Source organism: Chitinophaga tropicalis, assembly GCF_009758205.1.
GTDB classification, from domain to species: domain Bacteria; phylum Bacteroidota; class Bacteroidia; order Chitinophagales; family Chitinophagaceae; genus Chitinophaga; species Chitinophaga tropicalis.
This window is the reverse complement of record NZ_WRXN01000006.1, coordinates 158,751-183,149: the sequence shown is the minus strand read 5'-3', so window position 1 is coordinate 183,149 and position 24,399 is coordinate 158,751. Positions and strand designations below refer to the sequence as shown.

18 protein-coding genes are annotated in these 24,399 nt (G+C 45.8%); 12 read left to right on the top strand and 6 right to left on the bottom strand.

Annotated features, from left to right (window positions below; translation table 11 throughout):
* The first annotated feature begins 113 nt into the window (after positions 1-113).
* Positions 114-632, top strand: a complete 519-nt coding sequence (locus GO493_RS15400) for an RNA polymerase sigma factor (protein WP_157307097.1) — start codon at positions 114-116, stop codon at positions 630-632.
* A 54-nt stretch (positions 633-686) separates the two neighbouring features.
* On the opposite strand, the gene GO493_RS15395 is transcribed toward GO493_RS15400, so the two are convergent.
* A complete protein-coding gene (locus GO493_RS15395) occupies positions 687-1,253 on the bottom strand; it encodes a hypothetical protein (protein ID WP_157307096.1) in 567 nt (188 codons plus the stop codon).
* Positions 1,254-1,796: 543 nt separating this feature from the next.
* Between GO493_RS15395 and GO493_RS15390 the strand changes: the two genes are divergently transcribed.
* On the top strand, positions 1,797-2,465 hold the full coding sequence (locus tag GO493_RS15390; RefSeq protein ID WP_157307095.1) for a hypothetical protein: 669 nt from the start codon (positions 1,797-1,799) through the stop codon (positions 2,463-2,465).
* A 130-nt stretch (positions 2,466-2,595) separates the two neighbouring features.
* Positions 2,596-3,471 (top strand): hypothetical protein, encoded by an 876-nt coding sequence (locus tag GO493_RS15385; RefSeq protein ID WP_157307094.1) that lies wholly within the window; start codon positions 2,596-2,598, stop codon positions 3,469-3,471.
* Between the two features lie 9 nt (positions 3,472-3,480).
* On the opposite strand, the gene GO493_RS15380 is transcribed toward GO493_RS15385, so the two are convergent.
* Positions 3,481-4,929: a hypothetical protein gene (locus GO493_RS15380; protein ID WP_157307093.1), complete on the bottom strand. Its 1,449-nt coding sequence runs from the start codon at positions 4,927-4,929 to the stop codon at positions 3,481-3,483.
* A gap of 191 nt (positions 4,930-5,120) precedes the next feature.
* Between GO493_RS15380 and GO493_RS31360 the strand changes: the two genes are divergently transcribed.
* Positions 5,121-7,307, top strand: coding sequence for an alpha/beta hydrolase family protein (locus GO493_RS31360; protein WP_157307092.1), 2,187 nt, complete (start codon positions 5,121-5,123; stop codon positions 7,305-7,307).
* Here the strand turns inward: GO493_RS31360 and GO493_RS15370 are convergent.
* The 3 genes from GO493_RS15370 to GO493_RS15360 form a co-directional block, all read right to left on the bottom strand.
* Positions 7,301-7,645 carry a hypothetical protein gene (locus GO493_RS15370; RefSeq protein ID WP_157307091.1) on the bottom strand — a complete coding sequence of 115 codons (345 nt, stop codon included), beginning with the start codon at positions 7,643-7,645 and terminating at the stop codon, positions 7,301-7,303. The genes GO493_RS31360 and GO493_RS15370 overlap by 7 nt on opposite strands.
* Before the next feature lie 84 nt (positions 7,646-7,729).
* Complete coding sequence (locus GO493_RS15365) at positions 7,730-9,085, bottom strand: RagB/SusD family nutrient uptake outer membrane protein (RefSeq protein ID WP_157307090.1); 1,356 nt, start codon at positions 9,083-9,085, stop codon at positions 7,730-7,732.
* A 4-nt stretch (positions 9,086-9,089) separates the two neighbouring features.
* Positions 9,090-12,155, bottom strand: coding sequence for a SusC/RagA family TonB-linked outer membrane protein (locus GO493_RS15360; protein ID WP_157307089.1), 3,066 nt, complete (start codon positions 12,153-12,155; stop codon positions 9,090-9,092).
* 155 nt (positions 12,156-12,310) lie between these two features.
* Between GO493_RS15360 and GO493_RS15355 the strand changes: the two genes are divergently transcribed.
* From GO493_RS15355 to GO493_RS15320, 8 genes are all read left to right on the top strand, one after another.
* On the top strand, positions 12,311-12,862 hold the full coding sequence (locus tag GO493_RS15355) for an RNA polymerase sigma factor (protein ID WP_157307088.1): 552 nt from the start codon (positions 12,311-12,313) through the stop codon (positions 12,860-12,862).
* 68 nt (positions 12,863-12,930) lie between these two features.
* On the top strand, positions 12,931-14,070 hold the full coding sequence (locus tag GO493_RS15350; protein WP_157307087.1) for a FecR family protein: 1,140 nt from the start codon (positions 12,931-12,933) through the stop codon (positions 14,068-14,070).
* Between the two features lie 16 nt (positions 14,071-14,086).
* The gene (locus tag GO493_RS15345; protein WP_157307086.1) at positions 14,087-15,085 is read left to right on the top strand and encodes a helix-turn-helix domain-containing protein; all 999 of its coding nucleotides are present in this window, start codon (positions 14,087-14,089) and stop codon (positions 15,083-15,085) included.
* A 98-nt stretch (positions 15,086-15,183) separates the two neighbouring features.
* A complete protein-coding gene (locus GO493_RS15340; protein ID WP_232538858.1) occupies positions 15,184-17,796 on the top strand; it encodes a glycoside hydrolase family 2 protein in 2,613 nt (870 codons plus the stop codon).
* A gap of 119 nt (positions 17,797-17,915) precedes the next feature.
* Positions 17,916-18,455 carry a hypothetical protein gene (locus GO493_RS15335; RefSeq protein WP_157307084.1) on the top strand — a complete coding sequence of 180 codons (540 nt, stop codon included), beginning with the start codon at positions 17,916-17,918 and terminating at the stop codon, positions 18,453-18,455.
* Positions 18,456-18,600: 145 nt separating this feature from the next.
* Positions 18,601-19,605 (top strand): helix-turn-helix domain-containing protein, encoded by a 1,005-nt coding sequence (locus tag GO493_RS15330; protein WP_157307083.1) that lies wholly within the window; start codon positions 18,601-18,603, stop codon positions 19,603-19,605.
* Positions 19,606-19,790: 185 nt separating this feature from the next.
* Positions 19,791-21,440 (top strand): NAD(P)/FAD-dependent oxidoreductase, encoded by a 1,650-nt coding sequence (locus tag GO493_RS15325; RefSeq protein ID WP_157307082.1) that lies wholly within the window; start codon positions 19,791-19,793, stop codon positions 21,438-21,440.
* 461 nt (positions 21,441-21,901) lie between these two features.
* Positions 21,902-23,107, top strand: a complete 1,206-nt coding sequence (locus GO493_RS15320; RefSeq protein ID WP_157307081.1) for a hypothetical protein — start codon at positions 21,902-21,904, stop codon at positions 23,105-23,107.
* Positions 23,108-23,112: 5 nt separating this feature from the next.
* Here the strand turns inward: GO493_RS15320 and GO493_RS15315 are convergent, their stop codons facing one another.
* Entirely contained in the window at positions 23,113-24,354 is a 1,242-nt protein-coding gene (locus tag GO493_RS15315; protein ID WP_157307080.1) for a DEAD/DEAH box helicase, read from the bottom strand.
* Between the last annotated feature and the right edge of the window lie 45 nt (positions 24,355-24,399).

The window sequence follows — 24,399 nt, the reverse complement described above, 5'->3', positions numbered from 1 at the left end:
GTCCTGGCTTGGGACTATCCGGTTAACAGGGACACTTTAGATATACCTCCGGTTAATTGAGGTAAGAACCCGTAAAACCGGGGACAGGTTTTTACAAAATTTAAGAAAATCTCATGTCTTATCCCGCTGAAATATTATTAAAGGCTCTACAGGAAGAACAACCGGGTGCTTTTGAACAGGTATATAACCACTACTATCCGCTATCTTTTCGCAAGGCGCTGAGCATAGTGGACGATGAATGCCTCGCAAAAGACCTGGTACAGGACGTATTTCTGTATTTCTGGGAAAATAAAACATACCGGCAGATCAGGACTTCCCTGTCTTCCTACCTGCAGACAATGGTGCATAATAAATGTAACAACCACTTCAGGGAAGAGCAAAAGCAGCGCAGGAAGTATGAAGAATATGTAATTACGGTGACTACACCGGAATATGCTCCGGCAGAAGAGGTGATAGAGAAAGTACAGCAGGCTTATGCCCGGTTATCAGGCCATCAGCAGCTGGCAGTACAGAAAGTACATTGCGAAGACCTGTCTTATAATGATGCGGCAATAACGATGGGCGTGAATTATGAAACCCTGAAAACGCACCTGGCAAGGGGCATGAAGAAACTGAGAAATTGCATGCACTAAAAAAGCCCCCTGTAAAAACAGGAGGCTGAAGCAACTCAAAAATCCCAATCAGGTTCAGATGATGATCTCTTTGATAGTTGCGTTTGCCGGCGTATCAGTAGCCGTTACTTTGATCTTACTGCCAGGCAGTTCTTCATTCGCCACAGTAGCAGTGTATAACCAATCCAGGCCGTTCACTTGCAGTACTGCATTACCTTCTTCGATAAGATCGCCAACTGCCGTCCGTATAGCAACCTTTACTGCTACTACCTTGAAAGCGTCAATTGCACGGATGATGATGGTATCACCCACCCGGCCCAGGTAATTAACAGTTGAAACGTCCCTGATCTCCGGAGGCTTCATCGCATCTGCAAAGGCCATATTATAAGCGCTTTGATCGGGACCTGCAAACTTCTCATAAAAGGGCTGCAGTATAGGGTCCTCGAGCGCGGCTTTTGCATATATAACAGCCAGTTTAAATTGTTCCTGGATGGCAATCTGCTTGTCAGAGAGCTTCTTTTTGCTTTTTCCCCGCTTAATGCCCAGCACCGTTTTACCTGATGGGCGTTGGGTAAGGGTCAGAAGTCTTCCCAGGGTACCTGATATCCCTTGTAATAAAGGGTTCTTTATGTTTCTAGCCAATGTGTTTAAATTTTTATTTTTAAAGAAATGTAATCCCGGTGATGAGTGAAACAACAGGCATCTCTCCATTGCTTCGGATGCAGCCTCATTACCGTTGATCGACAGTGCAATGTTAGGACGGTTTTTTTCTGCCGCCACGCATTACTGGATGATGAACAGGTGAACGTTATTTGGTGACAAGGTGAATGTATGATGAACGGTAAAGAGGGCTGTTGTTTGGTTCTTTTTGCAGATCTCAGACAAAAGCTTTTTTGGAATAATTTCTTATTTTCTTTTTACTTATCTTCGTCGAAATGGTTAATCCATTATACCTCTAATGAGTCTACGAATATCCATAATATCCTGCGGACGAATATCCGGAAAACTGTAACCCCACACAGTTTAATTAGCGTACTCATTAATTCCCGAAAAAATTTTCCTTTCATTTAATAACTATAAAAACAAATTTTATGAAAACTAATGTCATACGTTACGGTATAGCCGGCCACGCCAAAACATCCCCGATCAATTCCCCGATTCCCGTAACAATTAAAGACAATCACAATGAGAAGACATCAGCTGGTAAAGAAACAGAGAGGCCATGCAGCCGAGAGACTGCATAACGATCCCATTTTTGAAGGTACCCGAAAACATTGGCAGGAATTTTCGGTCGCCGGTCAGGGCGCTCTTTTACTCCGCCAGGTCATGGAAAGCATTATAACCCGTACCCGTGACAGAAAAAGGTACTCAGCACTTGTAAAGGTACTGCTGCAGGTGCTTAAGACCGATACCTCTCACATTCTCGGAGAACGTCAGCTACTATACAGCGACCTCCATCTGTTAAAAGGAGTGGAATTTAATTATGGTACTCCTTTCGAAAAGATATTCCGGGTAAATTACTACACTACCATTAAGAGGAAAACCGGCAGTCTGCAGGTTACATTCACTCCCTTTAACCCGCAGGCACAGGTCATAGCTCCACTTCCCGCTACTCATTTTAAGATCACTACTGCGGCTGCAGCATTAGATTTCAACAAGCGGAACTTCCTGATGAAATGGCATGCTACTGAAGCCATACCCCTGAACGATACGCTTACAGGGAAAATGACGGCTACTGTAAAGCTGAATGGAGGAAAACACCCATTACTCCTGTTTCTGCACCTGTCTTTTTTTAATGACGGTCAGAAGCTGGAACAGGAGATCATATCCATTGTGGATATATCCGTATCTTAAAAAAATATTATTACAAATATCATTTTTGCTAAAAAAATTAGTAATTTACTGAGGATTACCGACAGGGGTTAAACTTGCCGGTAATCTTGCAATGTGAATTTTGTAGCCCTTAATAAATGAAGTAATGCAAATGAGAACAATATTGCCGCTTCAGCAGCTTACAGGAGCTGTGCAGGCGATGTTCGGATGCGAAGACTGGCAGACAGACGCAGAACACAGACACTATTATTTACAGGCAGAAACCGCCATTGAGAACTTCTATATTGCCCTTGATGAATGCATGGTCTCAATAAAGAATGATGATGTTCTTCACCGGTATATCCGCCATTGTCAGCATCGGATAGCCTCATTGGCAGATATGCTGCCGCTCAGCTATATGCAGGGGTTACAGGACCCGCGTGCAGATGATTATAATCCTTATCCGGATATGAAACTGGATATCTGTGTGCAATTACTGCAATTGCTCAGGCATATGTATACAGATTATCATGATTATTTTATACATGACCGTATAATACCACTTACTTACCGGGAACATGAAAGGAAAGATATGGAGACGGAATGTATGATCATTCATACCTGGCTGCAGCATGCAGAGCCGGAAGTCATGCCTATGAAAATGATGGTCCTGGATATGTTCAATGAACTGCAGGCTGAAACTGTTAATACCCTTACCTACCAGCAGGTTGACTATATCGGTCTCTTTATTGATATGATGATGGACCTCTGGAAGACAGGCACAGAGATATTGTGTGCGGATGATTTGCGGAATTACCTGTTATGCATGAATTTCAACACACCGGAATTCTTCCGTTATATGCAGCAACATATTATTACAATACTGGATTCATGCGAAGATGATGTTGATAGATTGCATACTATCGGGAATATATTAAATGACCTGGAAGAACAGGTTATTGTACCGGATATGGCTTTTGATGGTAAGGAGAAAACGATCAATAAGATGCTGGTTGAATGGTTAATAAAAGAAGCGTTGAGCGAATAATTAATCCTTTTATTGTTCTCTGTTTGCGAATAGCGAACGGAGAACAAGTTCCCAAAGCAGTACTCCAAATGTTACTCCCAATATCATATTGAACAACTGATACCTCAAAACCACCGGCGAAGCCAGTACACTGAAACCATAATGTACAATCCAGTAGAACGTACCTAGCCTCAGTGCATACCTGAAACGCAGCTCAGCAAAAGAGGGACCACCTACTACATAATATGCTATCCATCCTGACACAAATAAAAAGATGATCAACACCATTAACAAAGGATAATAACCAAACAATGCCATTTCCTTTGTATCAGAACGGGTAAAAACCTTATTGGCAGAATAGTGAAACCAGGATTGCGCTACCCGCCAAACAGTATCCCTGCCATCATTATATACCACCAGGTTTTCAGAAGGAGGATAAGCATACTGGAAAAAATTCGGCAACAGGTAATACCTGAAATAAGCCCAGGGATATTCACTGATCAGGTACTTACCATAATCATTATACAAAGAAGCTACCGCCGCCATTTGCTGCAAATGCACTTTATTATCTGCAATATTTACAGCTCCCGCCACGGGCTGCAAAGGAGAATAAGGATCCCAAAGGTAAAATGCCATTAGCGGGCCGTCAGGCCGCCGGGCCATAGGGATATGCTGCAATGAGTCAAGATAGGCAGTTACCCTATGATGTACAGCACCAAAACGTTCAGGAACTTTCAATGGCGGGCGCTCGGGCATATGCGCATATGCATATACTGCATTATTAGCCATTTGCCATCCGCTGAAAGCAGAGAACTGCCGGGTACCCATTACTTTTTCTGTCTGGGAAGTAGTATAGAACATAAATCCCGCAATCAGTGCAATGATCAGCAGGATACTCCCCACTTTTACTCTCACAGAGAACTGGCAGAAAACAAGCGCCGTTACACTGATAAGCGGATAGATCAAGGCATGATACCTTACCGTATATGCCAGTATGAGCACTACTAAATGCGCAAGCAGCAACCAGCGGCTGGGCTCATATACCAGTCTGAACAGCTGTGAGATCCATACCAGGCTAATGCCAATAAAATATACGTCACTCGTAATATAATTGCTTAAATAAAGTATAGCCGGATTGAGGAACAGGAAAGCAAATATGATTCCCCGTACCCACCGGCTGGTTTCCCGAAGGTCCAGTACTGTAAAGAAAAAGTACAATGCACACAGGTGATAAAAGAAATACTGTACAAATACCAATACGGTAGCTGAATGTGTGAAGAACCCAACAAAGCGGATCAGTTTTGAATACCCCACCGGCCACAAATTTGCATCTATGTTTTCATAAGCACTACGCAGGTAATTATAAGAATCCTGCATAAAATTAGGAAAGGGATAAAAATATTTGAAGATGGTAAACTGGATCAGCATAGTGAACCCTGCCAGACAGAAGTATCTGTAATGTTTTTGCATTCTCATCATATGCAGGAATTTAAACAGCGGGTACATATGTTAGTTAGGAGATAGCGAATAATTCCCAAACTTAGTAAATACCACATTTAAATGCTAAATTAATGGTAGTGTAACAATCTGATTTTTTCAAAGAGGGGCGCCCGCATACGACGGGACTGATTTTTTATAGCATCATTTAAGTAGTATAAAACACCACAACTGTGTTAACCGCGTCAAAACTATTGTTGGTTATCCCGTATCTCTATTTCTACCTGCCTGCCTTACCGCAGAAAAAGCTGGTGGATAATGAGAGCTACAAATATTGGATAAGACTATACGCTGACTACACTATCAGCGATGATGGACAGACCGTTTGTTACCGGTATGGTACTCCGGCCGGGGGAGATACACTAATAGTACAGACAGGAAATAAGATACAAACCTTCCCTCATGCATTTAATCCCGTTTTTTCCGGTAAATACTGCCTGTTCCAGCTTCCGGGCGATACGCTGGTACTGCTGGGTACAGACACAAACTATATACGTGAAGTAAAGTATTACACGGCACGGGATAACATACTGATCACTCAATCCGGTAACGCATTACAATGGACAGAACTCTCTACCCGCAAACAATTCCACATCCCGGCCAGTAATATTCAGCAATTAGTATTCACAGGCGCACAGCTTGTTTTCATTGCAAATGATACACTCAGGTATTTCCACCCCGGTATGAGCGCTGCTGCAAATATATATGCTCCCGCCACCGGTATACCGAATATCAGTAACGATGGAAGTTATATCACTTTCCAGTTGCCGGTACAACAACAACAGGGCAATGAACGGGTAAAAGTACGGCACTATAAACAGTCCTATCTCCAATCCATCCCTCCACGGCAGCAGACTGTCATATTTAATATCCCGGGCAACTCACTACGTCCTGTAACAGACAGCAGCACCGAGGTTTGCTATCAAAACGGCGGACGGTACATTCTTTTACAAAACGTTCTGAACAGCCAGGAATACTACTGGAACAAAACGGTTACTTCCGCACTCTACCTGTTTGACACATATACAGGCCAGCAAAAGGTGATCGCTCAAAATAAAGCAGGCTTGCTGCTGCATGCTGTTATATCTCCCGATGCCAGGTTCATTACCTGGTACAACACTACTGCTGCATGCTATTACAGCTATAGCATTGCGTCCGGGCGCACCCGCAAACTGGTAAAGGGAAATGCGGAATGGAAGGATAATGACCTGTACATTTATACCGCAAATGACCTCTGGAAGGTAGATCCGGAAGGCAAAAAACAGTCTGCCCATCTTGCGCAGGGGTATAGCAGCTGGCCCTTATTTCCCGGTATACTGGTTACACTGAATAACAGGAACAAACAGAACGGCTTCCGGGACCTAAAAAGAAAAAAGCCGGTAATGGATGCCTTTCTTTATTACATTCCCCGCTTCCCGTTAGACCAGTACAAGCCGGTAAAAGCACGGAACACCGCTGTTTATCTTGTACAGCGAATGAATGCAGGCGCAGCGCCCAATCTCTTTCTCACTACTGATCTTATTTCTTTTAAACCCGTTACAAACTTTCAACCCCAGGCAGGCTACAACTGGCTTACCGTAGAATTGACAAAAGAAGGTCTGCTCTACAAACCGGAAAACTTTGACAGCACCAGACAATATCCCGTTATTTTCCACTACTATGAAAAAAGCAGTGATGGACTACACCGGTACCTCCTGCCCCAGCCAGGCGCCGGAGATCTGAATATACCCTGGTACGTCAGTAACGGGTACATAGTATTCATTCCTGATATTATTACTGAAAAAGGCTATCCCGGCCCCAGCGCGGCAAAAGCCGTTATCAGGGCGGCGGAGTATTTATCTGCTTTCCCCTGGGTAGATAAAGAACATATGGGATTACAGGGCCATAGCTTTGGAGGATATGTCACTAATTACCTGGTAACCTGCACCAACCTGTTCAAAGCCGCACAATCATCTGCAGGGCCATCTGATTTTTTTAGCGGGTACGGCAGCATCCGTAAACAAACAGGTACTGCTATGCAGGCGTTATATGAAAAGGGGCAAAATAACATGGGAGCGCTGCCTTGGGAAAATCCTGCATTATATATAGAAAACTCCCCCGTACTGCATGCGCATAAAATAAATACCCCGCTGCTGCTTATGCATAACGAGAATGATAATTCGGTGCCTGTAGCACAGTCCATTGAGTTGTTCACGGCATTACGCCGGTTGCAAAAGCCCGTATGGCTGATCCAGTATAAGGATGAAGGGCATGTACTGTTCAGTGATGTAAATAAACTGGACTTTGAGATCCGGCAGCAGGCATTCTTTGATCATTATCTGAAGAATAAGCCGCTGCCGGACTGGATGAAGGCTCACTGATCTTCATCATCATAAATGGGTAACGCAATGGGGTAACGTGAGCCTGTAACAACAGTGTAAAAGAAAGGCAGCCCTCCAATAGTGGTCCAGACCTGTGTGGTTAACGTATATACAGACATAGGCGGAATTGTAGTGCTTTGGGTAATGTCTGTTGCAAAGGTCCGGTAAGGCGCATAAGTGGCATATGTGATCCACTTCGATGCCCCGTTCTGTGTAAAGTTTCCCGATGTAGTGGAAAACAGGTTGCTAAGCCCCCTGCGGCCGCTTTTGAATGCCAGGATTCCCCCCAATATGGAACACAAGGCTAATACACTTAAAACGATTCGTGCTTTTTTCATAACCTAGCCTTTAAAAAAGTTAACAAACTAAAATGGAAAAATACCGGGAGTAATGAATATAATGCTTAGGAGATAGGGAGTTTTTCAGTACCCCTCATTTTGTTTAAGATTAGGGTTCAGCACCAGGTCACTGGCCAGCAGGGGATACCACTGTTTATAAGCCTTCCATGCACCACCTTTCTGCGGGCCAGCCGCTGCCATCACGGCATTAACATTCTTACTGCGTTTCAGGTCCAGCCAGCGGTGGCCCCATTCCGCAAAGAATTCTGTTTGCCGCTCCCTGAAGATAGCAGTTACCAATTTAGGACGGCTGTTAGTATTAATGGGCTCCAGACCTGCCCGGCTGCGCACCAGGTTCAGATCTGCCATGGCGCCGTCCTGGTTACCCAGTTGGGCCCGGGCCTCTGCACGGATCAGGTACTGTTCGGTAAGACGCAGCACTACCAGGTATTGGGTCATAACAGCGCCTGCTGGCATGGAATGGTATTTTGAGGGATAGAGTACTGTTCCGGAAGATAACCATGCCTGCCTGCGCCGGTCGCTTTCTTCAAAGGCTGACAACAAAAAAGGACTTGCACTGACCAGCTGTTGTGCGGCAAAAATATCAGCCTCCAGTGGGTAGTTCTTAACAACAGGCTGCAACTGCCAGATAGATTCTTTATTATTCCGGGCAAAGACATGCTGCACACTCACTGTATCATACAGGGCTTGCTGTTCAATAACGGCGCTGGCATTGGTCTCAGCTTCCGCCCATTTTTCACGGAACAGGTATACCCTGGCCAGTAAAGCTGTTGCCGCCCACTTGTTAGGACGTACCCTTTCTGTAGTGGTATTCTGTACATTGGCTTCCAGGTAAGCAGGGTTTAATAGCTGTTTAGCTTCCTGAAGGTCTGTAATGATCTGCTGGTATACCTGGTCAGAAGGTGTGCGGGGCTTCTTACTGTTCTGCTTATAATCTGAAACGACCTGTAATGGTACATCCCCGAAAAGATTGACCAGGTAGAAATAACAGAACGCACGGACAAAACGAGCTTCCCCTAACAACTGCTGCTTAACGGAAGGCGTTAGCTTAGTGGATGCGGTCAGGCCTTCGATAGCGGTATTAGCATAACGGATATACTGGTAGAATAATGTCCAGATCAGCATATCAGTAGGATCTGCTTCGTTCTTATAGAAGGCTAGTGCCCGTTCTCCCTCTTTATGCAGGGTAAATTCATCGGCAGACAAGCCACAGATATAAGAAAGTCCCCACTCACCGGTAGCCGGACCACCCTCACTCATTTTGTAGTAAAGACCTGTCAGCACAGCGGCTGCCGCTGCGTCTGAAGCGTATACTGTTTCGCCCCCGGTAACAGGATCTACCGGGGTTTCCAGCATCTTCCTGCAACCACCATACAGCAGCAGTAAAATAAGTAATAATATGTGGCGTAAAATGGTCATTTCTTCATAACGTCAGTTGTACACCGGCTGCCATTACACGCAAAGGCGGCAGCGCTGTTCCGGATTGTGTTTCCGGGTCCAGTCCCTGGTAACCGGTAATGGTAAACAGATTATGCGCCTGTACATATAAACGGGCATCGTCCAGGCCCAGTTGTTTTAATGTTCTTACCGGCAGCTGCCAGGAAAGGTTCAGGTATTTACAACGGATATAGGAAGCATCCACATATCCCCTGTCACTACGAAAAATAGCCTGGTAACCAGGCCTGGTCCTGCCGCTTTGTGTGAACCGCTGGTAAGCGGCAACATCTCCGGGCTGTTGCCACCTGTCCAGGACATTTATGTACTGGTTACGCTGGAAGCCCGGCATATACTGCGGGTCATACATGTCGTTAATACCCTGCTGTTTCACGAACTGGAACAGCATATCCAGCTGGAAACGCCGGTAACGGATGTTATTCTCCCACCCCCCAAAAAAATCCGGCGCTGTATTGACCGGTATTTTTCTTACAGCAGTTTCAGCGGGGCCGGCATCTCCCTGCGCATTGGTATAGGTGTAAGTGCCCGCAGCAGGATCTGTTCCCCTGAACTGAAAGACCAGTTTCTTTGAAAGTGGTTGTCCCAGCATATCTTTCCAGGCATTAACACCTATACCGGGATCGGGATAAGCGATCAGTTTATTCCTGGCAAAAGAGATATTGAACACAGAAGACCATTCAAAATTCTTGTTCTTCAGGTGATGCCCGGTCAGTACAAACTCCCACCCTGTATTCCGGATCACAGCCGGCAGGTTGCCTATAATATTGCTGGCGCCGTTTATATCCGGCAACGGGTAATCTACCAATTGGTTAGTGGAGCGGTAATTATAATAGCTGGCAGAAAGCAGTAACTTGTTTTTTAGGAACCCGGTTTCCAGCCCGATTTCCATTTTGCGGGTCTGTTCCCAGGCAAAATCTGCATTGTACAGGTTAACGGGCAACAGGCCAATGATTCCTTGGTAAGTGCCTCCAACGTTTTCATAGCGGTCCAGGTATTGGTAGTCCCCTATCTGGTCATTGCCGGTGGTCCCAAAGCTGGCCCTCAGTTTTCCAAAACTCAGCACCCGCTCTAACGGCGCCATAAAAGGTTCGCTGCTGAAGATCCATCCTGCACCTGCAGCGTAGAAAAAGGCAAACTGTTTCCGCGGGCCATACCGGCTGCTGCCATCACGGCGTACGCTGAGATTTAACAGGTACTTATTTCTCCACTTGAACTTTGTTCTGCCAAAGACGGCTACATAACGGTAAGAAGACCTGAGGAACTGCCTTGACAGGGAATCTGCATCATCCAGGTTGCCTAACTGGTCATCCCGTTTATAACCGAGAGCGGTCAGCTCCTCACGCTTTACTTCATAGCCCTGGTAGGTACCGCCGGCTACCGCTTCCAGGGACAGGTTACCCAAACAGGTATGATACGTAACCTGCGGTTCAATGATACCGGATGCGGACTCAAAGTCATTACCCGACCAGGAACCGGTTTTGTTAGGCCGCAAAGCGGGGGCGTACATAGCTATAAGGATAATAGTACCGGAATTACCCGGCAACCAGTGATAACCGATATTGGTCTTCAGCTTCAGGCGGGGCAATATTTCATATTGCAGGGACAGGCTGCCCAGCAGATTCTTAATGTTTGAATTAAATAATGGACCTACCAACCCGATATAAGGATTCAGCCAGTCGTAATTCAGGCTGCCATTTTCCAGGTATGCCGGCGGCGCATTGGGAGGCAGCATGATCTGGGCGGTAAAATCATGCCCCGGCAGTTGACTGTTAATACTGAAAAAGCTGCCCGTCAGCGTGCCGCTGAAACGTTTTCCCGGAACGGCAGAACCTAAGCTGAAGTGCATACCTGCCTGTGAATTTTTAAAGGGGCCGGGAAAAACAGTCTGTTCATGACGGTAATGCCCGCTTACCAGGAACTGGACCAGGGGAGTACCGCCGGAAACAGATGCCTGCAGGTTGGTGACAGCAGCAGCGTTACCTATCAGCTCCTTCTGCCAGTCAGTATAACGGCTGGTATCCCACTTCATCAGGTCAGGCGCGTTCTTATCTGTTGTGGCAACATTATCATTCCTGAACGCCTCCCTGCGCATTTCCAGGTATTGCGGGGTATTCAGTAAGGGCACATGCCTGGCCACCCGGGCAAAGCCCTGGCTGGCATTGACCCTGGTAGATATTTTCCCGGGCCGCCCTCTTTTGGTAGTGATCAGCACGACCCCGTTTGCGCCTCTTGAGCCGTAGATAGCTGTGGCATCAGCATCTTTCAATACGTCGATGCTGGCAATATCGTCCGGGTTGATAAACCCGAAGGAAGAGGCCTTCTCACTCCATATCTGTGAGCCTAACCCTTTGGTAAGTATGGAATTATAAGGTATATCGTCTACTATAAATAAAGGTTCTGTACCGTTGAATAGACTGGTTTGTCCGCGGAGCTGCACCTTTAGCTCTGTTCCCGGCATACCGCTGGTTTGGGTGACCATCATACCTGCCACGCGGCCCTGCAGGAGTAACAGTACATTGTTGACAGAGCGGCTGTAGGCCGTATCTCCCTTTACCGAAATAACATTACCCGTATTAAAACGTTGAGTAGTAGTGCCGTAGCCGATAATCACGGCTTCGTCCAGGGATTTGCCTGTTATCAGTAATGTATCGGCAGGAGAAGGGGGTGGTTTAGGTTTAGATACGAGCGGTTGAGCGGGAACAGATGCTTTTATAATGGAAATACCGCCGTTTTCGGTTATCCAGGTCAATCCGGTGCCGTTCAATACAAACGCCAGCACATCGTCCAGGCGGGTATTGACAAAATTGACGTTTAACCTGCGTTGAAATTTTTCGTCAGGAACATAACGGAATTCTACATCTGTCTGCTGCCGGACCTGTTTAATGATATAGTCAATAGTTACCTGCCTGGCTACCAGGGTAACTGCCCTTTTGCCCGGGTGTTGCGGTAGTTGCGCATTCACGTGTAAACAGAAGCTGGCATGCATCAGTATTACAACCAGCATGAACCTGGCAGCTTTGGGTGTCCCCGTCATAAAAACCGGCATTGGCCATAACCGTTAAGAGGAAGTAGCTGAAAGGATCAAAAAGTACTCATCCGTGATTATTTTTTTCTAATTAACAATAGATTAACGCTTTAGCGCAGCTGATTCAGTAGATTCGTAATCATTATTGAAATTTGAGTCTTACCATGAATGCATTAAAGAATTATTCAGAAGACCAACTTTTTCATCTGATCAGTAATACCGGGGACCACATGGCGTATACAGCCCTGTATGAGTCCTGCCGTAAACTACTGCTGGCCACGGCCATTCTTCTTTGCAACAATGATACTGAAGCTGCGAAAGACGCGGTACAGGAGGTATTTATCTATTTATGGGATAACCGGACTAAAATACAGCCCACTCAGGGCATACGCTCTTACCTGATGGGCGCCCTCCGTAACAGGTGTGCAGACCAGGGCAGGCAACAGTTGCACCGCCGTGAACTACTTCAGAAATATATGATAACCGCCAATTTCACACCTCCCCTGTCCCCGCTGGAGGTTAAGGAGCTGGGAAATGAGCTGACCGCTGCCATGGCGCTGGTAAGCCCTAATAGCAGGACTGCCTTTGTTAAACACTATATAGAAAGGAAACAGATGCAGGAAATTGCTGCGGAAATGAAGATCAATGTTCAATCCGTAAAGAACCATGTACAGCGCGCCCTGAAAGTGCTGAGAGAAAATCTGAAAAAATCTTAATTCCCCATAAGTACTTTTTTGCCCCTTGATACTACATAGTAGTGTTTAGTCACTATTATGAAAGTATTATGCCGGTAGATCCCGAATACATAGAACAACTGGTGCTGGAAGAGATCACGGAGAGTATTTCCCCGGAAGATCAGGCCATTTTGCAACAGCTGCTGGAACAGGAACCGGAGACAAGAGTTATCCGGGATCGTATATATGCGCAGTTGGGCGATAGCCAGTTTGCTGCATTACAGGAAAATTTGCCCGATATACTACCGGTAGAAAACCTCTTCTCCACTATTAAAAAACGGAAACAGCGTAAAATATACCTCGTTACAGGCAGCATGGCCACTATCCTGGCCATTACTGTATCGATCTGGCAAGTTATGCGGCCGGTGATGCAACGAGTAACACCGGCGCCTATCCCATCGTTCGCCCTCAAAACTGTTGTGCTGCAGCTGCCCGGAGGCCAGGTAGTGTCACTGGGCAGCCGGCCACAACAGACAGTAGTAGATGGTGTCACTTTCAATGAACGGGATGGTAAACTGTCCTGGTCTGGTGGTAACAGCTCTCAGCTGGCCACATTAATGGTACCACCGGGCAAAGATTATACGGTACAGCTTCCCGATGGCACGGAAATGCTTGTTAATGCGGCGACCAGTGTTACATTACCCCTGGCGTTTGACAAACAGCGTGAAATAGCGGTGAACGGGGAGGCCTATCTTACCGTAGCTTCCAACCCGGAAAAACCTTTCAGGGTACAATTACCGCATGAAGCCTCTGTACAGGTACTGGGTACTGCATTCAATGTCAATACCTATGACAGCAGCCTGGTACAGGTAGCACTGACGCAGGGCGCTGTGAAGATGCTCACTGCCAAAGGAGAAATGCTTCTTGAACCGGGTACTGTTGCCAATTACCAACCCGGACTACAGCCTGTGAAGACATCTTTTGATGAAGACGAACTGCTTTCCTGGAGGTCGGGTATCTACAGGTTCGATAATATGAAGGTGAGTGAGATTGCCCCCGTAATAGAACGGCTATATAATGTGAAAGTAATCATTGGGGATCCGGCCATTGCCAATATGCGCATCACAAACTTTATTAATAAACATGACCCTTTAGATAATTTCCTGCAATCACTCAGCCACATCACATCTATCCGTTACAGGTTTGAAAATGGGGGCAGCACACTGCGACTGTTACCATCCATACAATGACAGAAAACTTATGTTCATGCGTTCCACCTTGTTTAAAGCAAATAAACTGCTGCTGATAGAAAAGAACCGCCCGGCCTATGTGCCTGCGGGACATCTGCCCATGGAATACCTCAGGTTACTGGTACCTTATGCCGGGATTTATTTCCGGGAAGACGAGGAATGTGGTATTCTGACCCAACATATGGACCTGGGGCCATTCTCCCTATGGCTGCATGACATTTTTACGAAGCATGATATAGTGTTGATCCCATACACGCCTTACCATATCTGGGCGTTACACTTTATGTATGAAGACAGTCTCCGGGCAGAAGTGCACGGGAAAGACAGTTTCTTCCTGGAAGAGAAAGAATGTAACCTGTTCAATCTCCATCCTGGACTACATCATGTACCTATGGCAGGCAACAAGAAAGTACTCTCGGTACATGTCAACATTCGCCCTGCTGCCCTGCCTGCGCTGGCAGCAAAATATCCGGCCTTTCAATGTTTACTGGCACATGCTGACTCGCCCGTGAGCCAGATTGTCAACAAACGTCCATACAATGTTAACCCGGTATGCGATCTGCTTATTCAAAAGATCCTTACCTGCCGCTATACAGGCATGCAGGCACATCATTTTCTCTATCGTTGTTGCCTGGACCTGTTCCTGAACTTTGCTGCCCAGGAAGCCATGTCCCAGCAACCTTTCCTGTTTAATAACATCCTGCACCTGGATGTATACCATCAGCTGTTCAGGTCTATACAAGACCATCCGCACAGAGCGTATACGGCTGCAGAGCTGGCACAACAGTACCAGATACAGGAAGAAGAGCTGGCATACGGTTTCCGGCAGCATTTTTCTATCTCTATAGAAGATTTTTCTTATATGCTCAGGATGATAACGGCGTATAACCTGTTACAGAAAGAACATAAGTCTGCAGCCATGGTGGCAGCTACCGTAGGCTTTGCCAACGCTACTGACCTGATCAGTAAACTGGAAGCATACTATGAATGTAACTGGTATAAATTGAAGCCATAATATTATTCTTTTGGTTGGAACGCAACATTCTTAAACTACCAGCATGCTGCCGGTAGCATAAAGTCATGTGAAAATTTCAATAACCAACCATGAAGAGAATGCGCTACGTTCTGGCAGCCTTAGTGACACTATGTGCTGCCCAGGGGCAATTACATGCCCAGTCTACAGCTACATCCTGGAAAATGAAAGAAGTACCTATCCAGACAAGATGGGCTAAAGAAGTTTCCCCAACCAATGTTCTCCCGGATTATCCACGTCCACAAATGGTACGTGGAAATTGGGTGAATTTAAACGGGCTGTGGGAGTATAAGATCACAGATAAGGATGCTCCAGCTCCTAGCATTTATGAAGGACAAATACTGGTTCCCTTCCCCCTGGAATCTGCGTTATCCGGTGTTCAACGACCATTAAAGCCTACACAACGCCTCTGGTACAAGCGCAGTATTACCAAACCAGATACAAAAGGCGATAAAAGAGTGCTGCTACACTTTGGTGCTGTAGATTGGCAAGCAACTGTGTTTGTGAATGGTAAAGAAATTGGGCAACATAGCGGTGGATATCAGAATTTTTCTTTTGATATTACCGATGCTTTAAAACCCGGTAGTAATGAGCTTGTGGTAAGCGTATTTGATCCTACTGATGAAGGATCTAATCCCCATGGGAAGCAAGTATTGCATCCAGGCAATATTATGTATACAGCCAGTAGTGGAATATGGCAAACTGTATGGTTAGAAACAGTTCCCACCGTCCATATTAACAATCTCCGTATCACTCCTGACATTGATAAAGGTAATCTGCGTCTGGAAGTACTAACTTCTAACGGGGATTATACCATTGAAGCAATTGCATCGAACGGAAAAAAAGTAAAGGGCAACGCTAATACAGAATTATTATTACCTGTGCCCAATGCTCACCTTTGGAGCCCGGACGATCCATATCTTTATAACCTAAGTATTCGCCTGCTGCACAAGGGTAAAGTCATAGATACCATAGGCAGCTATTTTGGCATGCGTAAAATAGAAGTAAAGAAAGATGAAAAAAGTATTGATCGTCTTTTCCTCAACAACAAATATACCTATCACTTAGGAGTATTGGATCAAGGGTTCTGGCCGGAAGGGCTGTACACAGCTCCTACTGATGAGGCATTAAAATTTGATATTATAGCCATCCGAAACATGGGTTATAATACTATCCGTAAACACATTAAACTAGAGCCCGCGCGTTGGTATTACCATGCGGATAAAACAGGGGTATTGGTATGGCAGGATATGGTGACATGTGCTAATGGTACGCCAGAAGCTCAGGCACAATTTGAAAAAGAAAACAAAGAAAATATAGCGCAGTTATATAACTATCCGAGTATTGTAATCTGGGTGTTGTTCAATGAAGGATGGGCACGTTATGATCAGAAACGCCTTACAGAGTGGATGAAACATACAGATCCTTCCCGCATAGTAAACGGACACACTGGAGAAAATTATGATCGAGGTACTCAAGCTGCTGATAAATGGGTAAGTAGCGACCTAACGGATGTACATGTATATCCTGGTCCTGGCATTCCTCCAACTATAGCAGGTAAGGCCCTTGTTTTAGGAGAGTGGGGAGGGGTTAGAGTGCCAACACTTAGACATCAATGGAACGATACTGAAGGCTGGGGGTATGTTCAGGTAGCACCAGGAGCGTTCAAACCTAAATATGATTCTATGGTGAAAGCATTGAAGGTTTTCGAAACCCAAGGATTATCTGGTTCAATCTATACAGAGCCATTTGACGTAGAGACTGAAGAGAATGGGATGATAACTTATGACAGGGAAGTAATAAAGGTTGCACCTGAAGATTTAAGGAAAATCCATCGACAGCTGTTACAACAAGCCCTAAACTATGCGGCAGCTCCTAGTGCATTCTCTGCAAGAGTAGCAGATACCGCCAATCCGGATTTACAATATACGTCCCTACTACAACAGTTTGAGAAAGGGAAAAAGGAACCGGAATTCCTCAGGGAGCTATCATTAATGGCAGCCCGTTTGAAAGACAGTAAGAATGCAACTAAAGTCAGCGCTGCCTACATCAATGAGCTTTCTAATCCATTTACATTGAAAAATCTGAACTTCATTAACAGATTCACTCAAACGACCAAAGATCCTGGGTTTAACATATTCCTTAAAAATCAAGGGAAAGTAGATGCTATATTGGGAGACAACAGCGCAATTAACAAAGTAAAAGGCATCATTTTTAACAGTGAAATAAGAGAATATGTTACAGGGTCTGAAGCCAATCCTGATTGGATTAATATAGAGAAGGCCGTTGTCCCCAAATATGGGGCTGCAGGCGAAGCAATCTTTTTACGTGCCAAAACAATTCATCATTTAAATCACAAAGAATGGCAGAATTTTGTAACTGCAGCCACCTTACTAATTGACAAATACGAAAAGGATGTTTCTGAAGTCGACCTTAATAACTATGCTTGGTTCATATTTGAAAATATTTCTGATACCAATTCCTTAAATAAGGCATTACATTGGAGTCGAATGAGTTTAGACATAAAAATGACACCAAGCACTATTGATACTTATGCCAATATACTATATAAATTGGGACAAAAAGATAAAGCAATTGAATGGGAACAGAAGGCAATAGAATTAGACCCCGGTGCATCCGGTTTCAAACAAACCCTCGAAAAAATGAAAAAAGGCGAAAAAACCTGGAACTAATCATACAGGGCCTACCTAACCAGGTAGGCCCTCTTTAAATCTCCGCCTCATTAACCTCCCATTAACTTCCAATAAAAATCCATTTCTTAGCTTTAACCCAATATAACCTGATCCCATCTATGATAGCACAATACCGCCAGCTGTTGCAAACCTTCCAGCACCATCCCAACGACGAGCTTTCCACGTACTTCAGCACACATGCAGAGCAGATTGATACATTGATACAGCTTTATAATGAATACAATCACCGTATTCTCACTCTCCAGGAAGCGAGATTGAACAAACTAAAATCTGAAATAGAACATATCACTAATGACCGTCAATGGCAAAATAATGAAGGGTTGGAATTGGAATATCATTACCCCTATCCCTCTATTTCAATAGAAGCCGGTTTTGCATCGGAAAACGGGGACCCTTTTGCGAAGTTCAACATCTATATCACCACCCCTACTATTCAATCCTGGAATCACTATGAGGATAAGCTGCTAACCACTTACCCGGACAGGGACCCACAAATAGCTGATAATAAGACGCTTCTGCTAATAAACTCCCTCTCCGGGCATGAAAACGAGCCGATTTTAAAAGGCTTAAGATCTGCCTACGCCTTTCTCTCCTCTCTCACCTTCGTAAGAATTTCTCATCCGTTAACATCTCATTAACCAACTTCATAGATCATTTTCCTAGCTTAGTAATCGAAACGAAGATACCCGAAAAGATTATAAACCCGCCGGCTAAACGCCTGGCAGTGCATTAGTTGTAAACTCATGTGAGAAGATCATCAAAATGAACCATTAATATACATGTATGTATCCTGCAGTATTTGATGAAAACAAATTGTTGCTGATAGATCGCCACACGCATAGCTACCTCCCTGCTACTTATGTGCCGGCAGAATATCTGCATCTCATCATACCTTATGCAGGATTATATTTTGACCAGGATGATGATTTTGACATGCTTTCCCAGCATATACCTGTGGGCCCGTTCAGGATCTGGCTGCATGATATATATGCAAAGAAAGATATAGTGCTAAGGCCGTATACGCCGTTTCACCTCTGGGCGTTGCACTTCATGTACGAAGATAGTCTCCGGCCACAGCACTTTGGCAGCGGAGAGCTGATGCTGAATGAGAAGGAATGTAACCTGTTCAACCTTCATGCAGAGTTGCATGAAGTACCCATGCCGGCAGGCGCAAAGATTTTAAGTTTTCACATTAATATACAACAGTCAGACCTGGTCTGGCTGGATAAGGCATACCCCGGGTTACAACATCTCTCCCGCAAACGGCCTGATAAGATCAGCGGCGTATTGAATACCCGCCCCTACCGTATCAATGCCGTTTGCAACATGCTGATCCAACGCATGATATCCTGCAGATACATAGAGGACCAGGCACGCCACTTCCTGTACCGGTGCTGCCTGGACCTCTTCCTTAACTTTGCCCAGCAGGACGCTGCCGCCCCCGAAACGGCACTGATTGCAAATGAAACACAGGCAGGGCTCTTTTACCAGATCTTTGCCTACCTGCTGGAACACCCCCATGTACCCCATGACCAGGTAGAACTGGCCAAAATGTTCAATATGTCCGGCCCCCAGTTAGTACAAGGCTTCCGCCGGTATTTTAGTATTGGAATTACACCTTTCATCCAGATGGTGAGAATGATGCTGGTTTATAACAGAATGATGGAGAAGTCGTTCTCTTTAGGTATGATAGCTGCAGCTACCGGTTACAGGAGTAAAGATGAAATGGTAGCTGAAGTTCAGAAATATTATAACTGCGACGTTATTGCACTTCGCAGAAGTATGTAGCATCATTTTGCATTGTTTTTATCAGGGAAGCCCCGTATGGGGCTTTTCCCGCTTATAGGCGTTTTCACCTAAGTTTTTCTCCCTATCTCCTAAGTTCATATTATGGTGCCACCCCTACCTTTATAAAGTGCGAACAGTTAGGAAACAGATACATCAATTTTAGAGAACCCGCCAAATGTTACCCCATGGATCAGCCCATATTAACAACACAACAAAATGCCCACTCCCCTGTTAAACGCAAAGCGATCATCATCGGAGCCGGCCCCGCAGGATTGACCGCCGCATATGAACTGCTCAAAAGAACAGACATAGTACCGGTCATCCTCGAAAAATCGACCGACATTGGTGGCATCTCAAAAACCATCAACTACAAAGGTAACCGCATGGACATAGGCGGACACAGATTCTTTTCAAAGTCTGACCGCGTCATGAACTGGTGGCTCAACATCCTGCCCGCCCAGCAAACCACGGAAGAACAGTTCACCATCAGCTACCAGAACAAATCAAGACAAGTGGCCCCGGGTGACAGCGTAGCTGCAAAAGACGCAGACAAAGTAATGCTGATCCGGGAACGCCTGTCACGCATCTACTTCCTCCGTAAATTCTTCACCTACCCCATACAACTTTCTATAGATACCCTGCGCAAGCTGGGTATAGGCACCACCATCTCCATACTGGTATCCTACCTGAAAGCACAGGCCTCCCCCCGCAAACCGGAAAACAGCCTGGAAGACTTTATGGTGAACCGCTTCGGACAAACACTCTATGAGCTCTTCTTCAGGGACTATACCGAAAAAGTATGGGGCGTACCCTGTCATGAAATACCGGCAGAATGGGGCGCACAACGCATTAAAGGCGTGAGCATCCGCAAAGCGGTACAACACGCCGTACAGGCCGCACTCAAAAAGAAGAAAAAGAAAGGCGACATCTCCCAGAAAGATACCGAGACCAGCCTCATTGAACAGTTCCTCTACCCTAAACTGGGCCCCGGCCAGCTCTGGGAAGAAGTAGCCAGGCAGGTACAGGAAATGGGCGGCACCATCCACATGCTCCACGACGTAATAGCTGTTAACACACAGGACGGGAAAGTAACCGCTGTAGAAGCCTTCGATAAAGTTGCCCTGCAAACAATAGAGCTAAAAGGAGACTACTTCTTCAGCACCATGCCCGTAAAAGAACTGATAGGCTGCCTGGATGCCAATATACCCGGCAACGTCAGGGAAATAGCCGCAGGACTGCAATACCGGGATTTCATCACCGTAGGCATCCTGCTCAAAAACCTCTCTGAACAGGACAAGAAGACAGGCAAGTGGAAACCACTCCAGCTGAAAGACACCTGGATCTACATACAGGAAAAAGATGTGAAAGTAGGCAGGCTGCAACTGTTCAACAACTGGAGCCCCTACCTGGTAAAAGACCCCAACACGGCCTGGGTAGGTATGGAATTCTTCTGCAACGAAACTGACGACTTCTGGAAAATGGCCGACACAGATATTGCGCAGCTGGCCGTCAGGGAACTCCAGAAAATAGGACTGGCAAATAATTCAGACGTACTTGATACTACCGTACTGCGGGTAGAAAAGACCTACCCCGCTTATTTCGGAGCCTATGAGCGCTTCGATGAGGTAAAACAATATATCAGCGATTTCCCTAACCTCTTCCTGGTGGGCCGTAATGGTATGCACAAATACAATAATGCAGACCACTCCATGCTCACCGCCATGGTAGCCGTAGATAACATTATAGAAGGTATCACCACAAAAGACAATATATGGTCCATTAATACAGAACAGGAATACCACGAAGAAAAAACTACAGGACAACAGCATGCCTGATCTGATAACAGGCTGTATATACAGGGGACAAAAAATAAACCGGACAGGAGTGCCCGGCTACATGTATACAGACTAAAAATTCAATCAGAGCTGCAATGATACAGCTTTCGTAACCTAAATGCGTTAATGCGAGGTTAACAGAATGAATTTCCTTCACCACCATAAAGCAATCCGGCACCTCTCATCCAGGCGTATTCAGCGCAACAGCGCTGATCGTTGACCCTGTTGCAGGATCTTCTGGCCTGGTAAGGGTGACTGCCAGGCCATTTTCCTGCAGCGAGAACGCAGGTTTAACGCTCTGTGAGACACTGCGGTATCTGTATGATTTAATAGGTCATTGACAGTATTTTTATGTATCTTAGTAATGCTACCTGTAGCATTGCGGGCTTATGGCCCGTACTCCCAAAGCCAGGTATAGTTAACCTTTCATTTTCCCAAAGTTTAACCTAAAAACGAACAACATGAGGACTCCATTGCTCCCGTTACAGGAACTCATAGACTGCCTTCAAAACCCTCCCGGCCCGGACGATCCGTCCTCCACAGAAAAGGTAATAGGCATGCATAAAAAAGCTACTCAGGCTATGGATGAAATTACCGCCGCTCTTGACGAATGTGTTGAAAAAGGTGTAAGCCCGGTCACCATGAGAAAATATGTTTCCACCTGCCAGGAAAAGGTAACACTCCTTTCCAACTCATTGCCCGAAAGCTGGCTGGAAGAAGTACCGGCAACCTATATTAAAATTGATTACGAAAACCCCGTCCATCTTTGTAACGATATCTGCCATCGCCTGGAAGATCTTGTTCTCCACCTCATGATCGTCCATGCCAGGTATTATAACAAAATGGCCATTACACCCAATGTGTACCGGGAATTGATGCGTCAGCGGCTCGAGCCAGGCTTTTCCGTGATCCGTAAATGGTTCAGCGAAGCAGAAAGCTGCTGTGAAGAACTGCAGGCACTGGTACTGGACCTCTTCGATACCTTCGACCCGTTGCTCGAAAACCGTATGAACCACTACCAGCTGGATTTTCTGCGTCAGCTGCACCAGGCCCTACTGAAACTTTACAGGGAGGAAGGTAACTCACTGGACCAGCCACAGCTCAGGAACCTGCTGATATCTTTCAACCTGAACAGCACTGCTTTCTATGACTATTGTACTTCCTACATCAACCAGCAGCTGAAAGAGCTTCCTAATGTACGCACGCAGCTGGACCTGCTGGGTTACGCCGCCTCAGAAGTAAACCAGGTGAAACAACTCCGGGGACTGGCATATAACAAAGATGCCCCCAATATCAAGGAGCTGATGAATGAATGGATACAGGTAGAAACAAAATATCTGCGTGCAAGGGAAAAGCCCACCAATACCAGGAAATTTAAAAGTGACTTTGCCACGCTGCCGGAGAACTTTAAACTGCAGACCAGCCTGACCGTAGCTGAAATTGCCGCCCTGGTACGCATCCTGAAAGAAGTGGGAATAGTGGAAAACAGGAATATGCAGGACGTATTCCGCCTGATACCTTTATGCTTTTCGGCCGAAAAGAAAACTTCATTTGAAAACAGCGTATTCCAGACAAGCTATTACCATATCTCTGACGAGACATATGAAAAGATGACAACACTGGCTAACCAGATCATCAAACAGGCGCATCACCTCCGGAAAGAATAACTGGCCTATTTCTTCTTCTTTTTGCGCTTTGCCTGCTCCAGTTGCTTGTTATGCTCGTCCAGCAGCAACTGCCAGTTATCGTTGGGTATATCTTCCGAGAAGCTGATCGTTTCCCGGTAATCACTTTTATTGATCTTCATGACAGTGATCTCCTTACCCAGGTATTGCTGTATAGCCTCGAGTACAGGTTTCTCTTCATCACTACAGAAAGAGACAGCCTGCCCCTTCCGCACACCACGTCCTGTACGTCCTACCCTATGCACATAATTCTCCGGTACATCCGGCAGATCATAGTTCACCACATAGTCCACATTGGGGATATCTATGCCTCGTGCATTCACATCAGTAGTAATGAGCAGGCGGGTATCCCCATTCTTGAACTCCTCCATTACCTGTAAACGGTTGTCCTGCTCCTTACCGCCGTGCATCGTAAGGGCTTTAATACCTACCCTTTGCATAGCAGCGAATACACGCTCTGCACGCACCTTGGTACGCACAAACACCAGTATCTTATTGTCAGGGAACTCCTTTACCAGGCGCTCCAGGAAGAAACGCTTATCGTCCATCCCCACATACGCTACGGCATGCTGTACGTTCTTTGATACCGGGTCCTGCGGGGAGATCTGTATACGGATAGGGTTATTCACCACGGAATAAGCCAGGTCTTTGATGTCTTTATCTATTGTAGCAGAGAAGAACAGCGTCTGGTGCCTGCGGGCCATATGTTTCAGCACATCCCTGATATCGCGGATAAAACCCAGGTCTAACATATGGTCAGCCTCGTCCAGGATCAGCATCTCCGTCTGGCTCAGGTCTATAAATCCACGGCTGATCAGGTCAAACATACGGCCAGGCGTTGCTATCAGCACATCCACCCCCTGCGCCAGCTTTTTCAGCTGGGGAGCTTCATCTACACCACCATGCAGCCCTAATATATTCAGCTTTGTATACTTGCCTATATTCGTAAATACCTCTGCTATCTGGATAGATAGCTCGCGGGTAGGTACCATTACCACACATCTTACCTCTCCCTTTGTCTTTTTGGGGTGCTTTAACTGCAGCATATGGAGGGTAGGAATAGCAAAGGCTGCGGTTTTGCCCGTTCCCGTCTGTGCAATGGCCATGACATCGTCTCCCTTCAGGATAGATGGAATGGCTTTGAACTGGATATCGGTTGGGCGCTTAAATCCCAGCTCTGCTAAACTTTTTTTGATCTCCGGAGAAATATGATACTGCTCGAACTTCATTCGGCAAAGATAAGCTACTCCAGCTATGCAACAAGAATTGCACTA

Excerpts from the sequence above, each read along its gene's own strand:
- GO493_RS15400 (WP_157307097.1), top strand. The coding sequence starts at position 114 with ATGTCTTATCCCGCTGAAATATTATTAAAGGCTCTACAGGAAGAACAA.
- GO493_RS15390 (WP_157307095.1), top strand. The coding sequence starts at position 1,797 with ATGAGAAGACATCAGCTGGTAAAGAAACAGAGAGGCCATGCAGCCGAG.
- GO493_RS15385 (WP_157307094.1), top strand. The coding sequence starts at position 2,596 with ATGAGAACAATATTGCCGCTTCAGCAGCTTACAGGAGCTGTGCAGGCG.
- GO493_RS15380 (WP_157307093.1), bottom strand. The coding sequence starts at position 4,929 with ATGATGAGAATGCAAAAACATTACAGATACTTCTGTCTGGCAGGGTTC.
- GO493_RS15370 (WP_157307091.1), bottom strand. The coding sequence starts at position 7,645 with ATGAAAAAAGCACGAATCGTTTTAAGTGTATTAGCCTTGTGTTCCATA.
- GO493_RS15365 (WP_157307090.1), bottom strand. The coding sequence starts at position 9,085 with ATGACCATTTTACGCCACATATTATTACTTATTTTACTGCTGCTGTAT.
- GO493_RS15360 (WP_157307089.1), bottom strand. The coding sequence starts at position 12,155 with ATGACGGGGACACCCAAAGCTGCCAGGTTCATGCTGGTTGTAATACTG.
- GO493_RS15355 (WP_157307088.1), top strand. The coding sequence starts at position 12,311 with ATGAATGCATTAAAGAATTATTCAGAAGACCAACTTTTTCATCTGATC.
- GO493_RS15350 (WP_157307087.1), top strand. The coding sequence starts at position 12,931 with ATGCCGGTAGATCCCGAATACATAGAACAACTGGTGCTGGAAGAGATC.
- GO493_RS15345 (WP_157307086.1), top strand. The coding sequence starts at position 14,087 with ATGCGTTCCACCTTGTTTAAAGCAAATAAACTGCTGCTGATAGAAAAG.
- GO493_RS15340 (WP_232538858.1), top strand. The coding sequence starts at position 15,184 with ATGCGCTACGTTCTGGCAGCCTTAGTGACACTATGTGCTGCCCAGGGG.
- GO493_RS15335 (WP_157307084.1), top strand. The coding sequence starts at position 17,916 with ATGATAGCACAATACCGCCAGCTGTTGCAAACCTTCCAGCACCATCCC.
- GO493_RS15330 (WP_157307083.1), top strand. The coding sequence starts at position 18,601 with ATGTATCCTGCAGTATTTGATGAAAACAAATTGTTGCTGATAGATCGC.
- GO493_RS15325 (WP_157307082.1), top strand. The coding sequence starts at position 19,791 with ATGGATCAGCCCATATTAACAACACAACAAAATGCCCACTCCCCTGTT.
- GO493_RS15320 (WP_157307081.1), top strand. The coding sequence starts at position 21,902 with ATGAGGACTCCATTGCTCCCGTTACAGGAACTCATAGACTGCCTTCAA.
- GO493_RS15315 (WP_157307080.1), bottom strand. The coding sequence starts at position 24,354 with ATGAAGTTCGAGCAGTATCATATTTCTCCGGAGATCAAAAAAAGTTTA.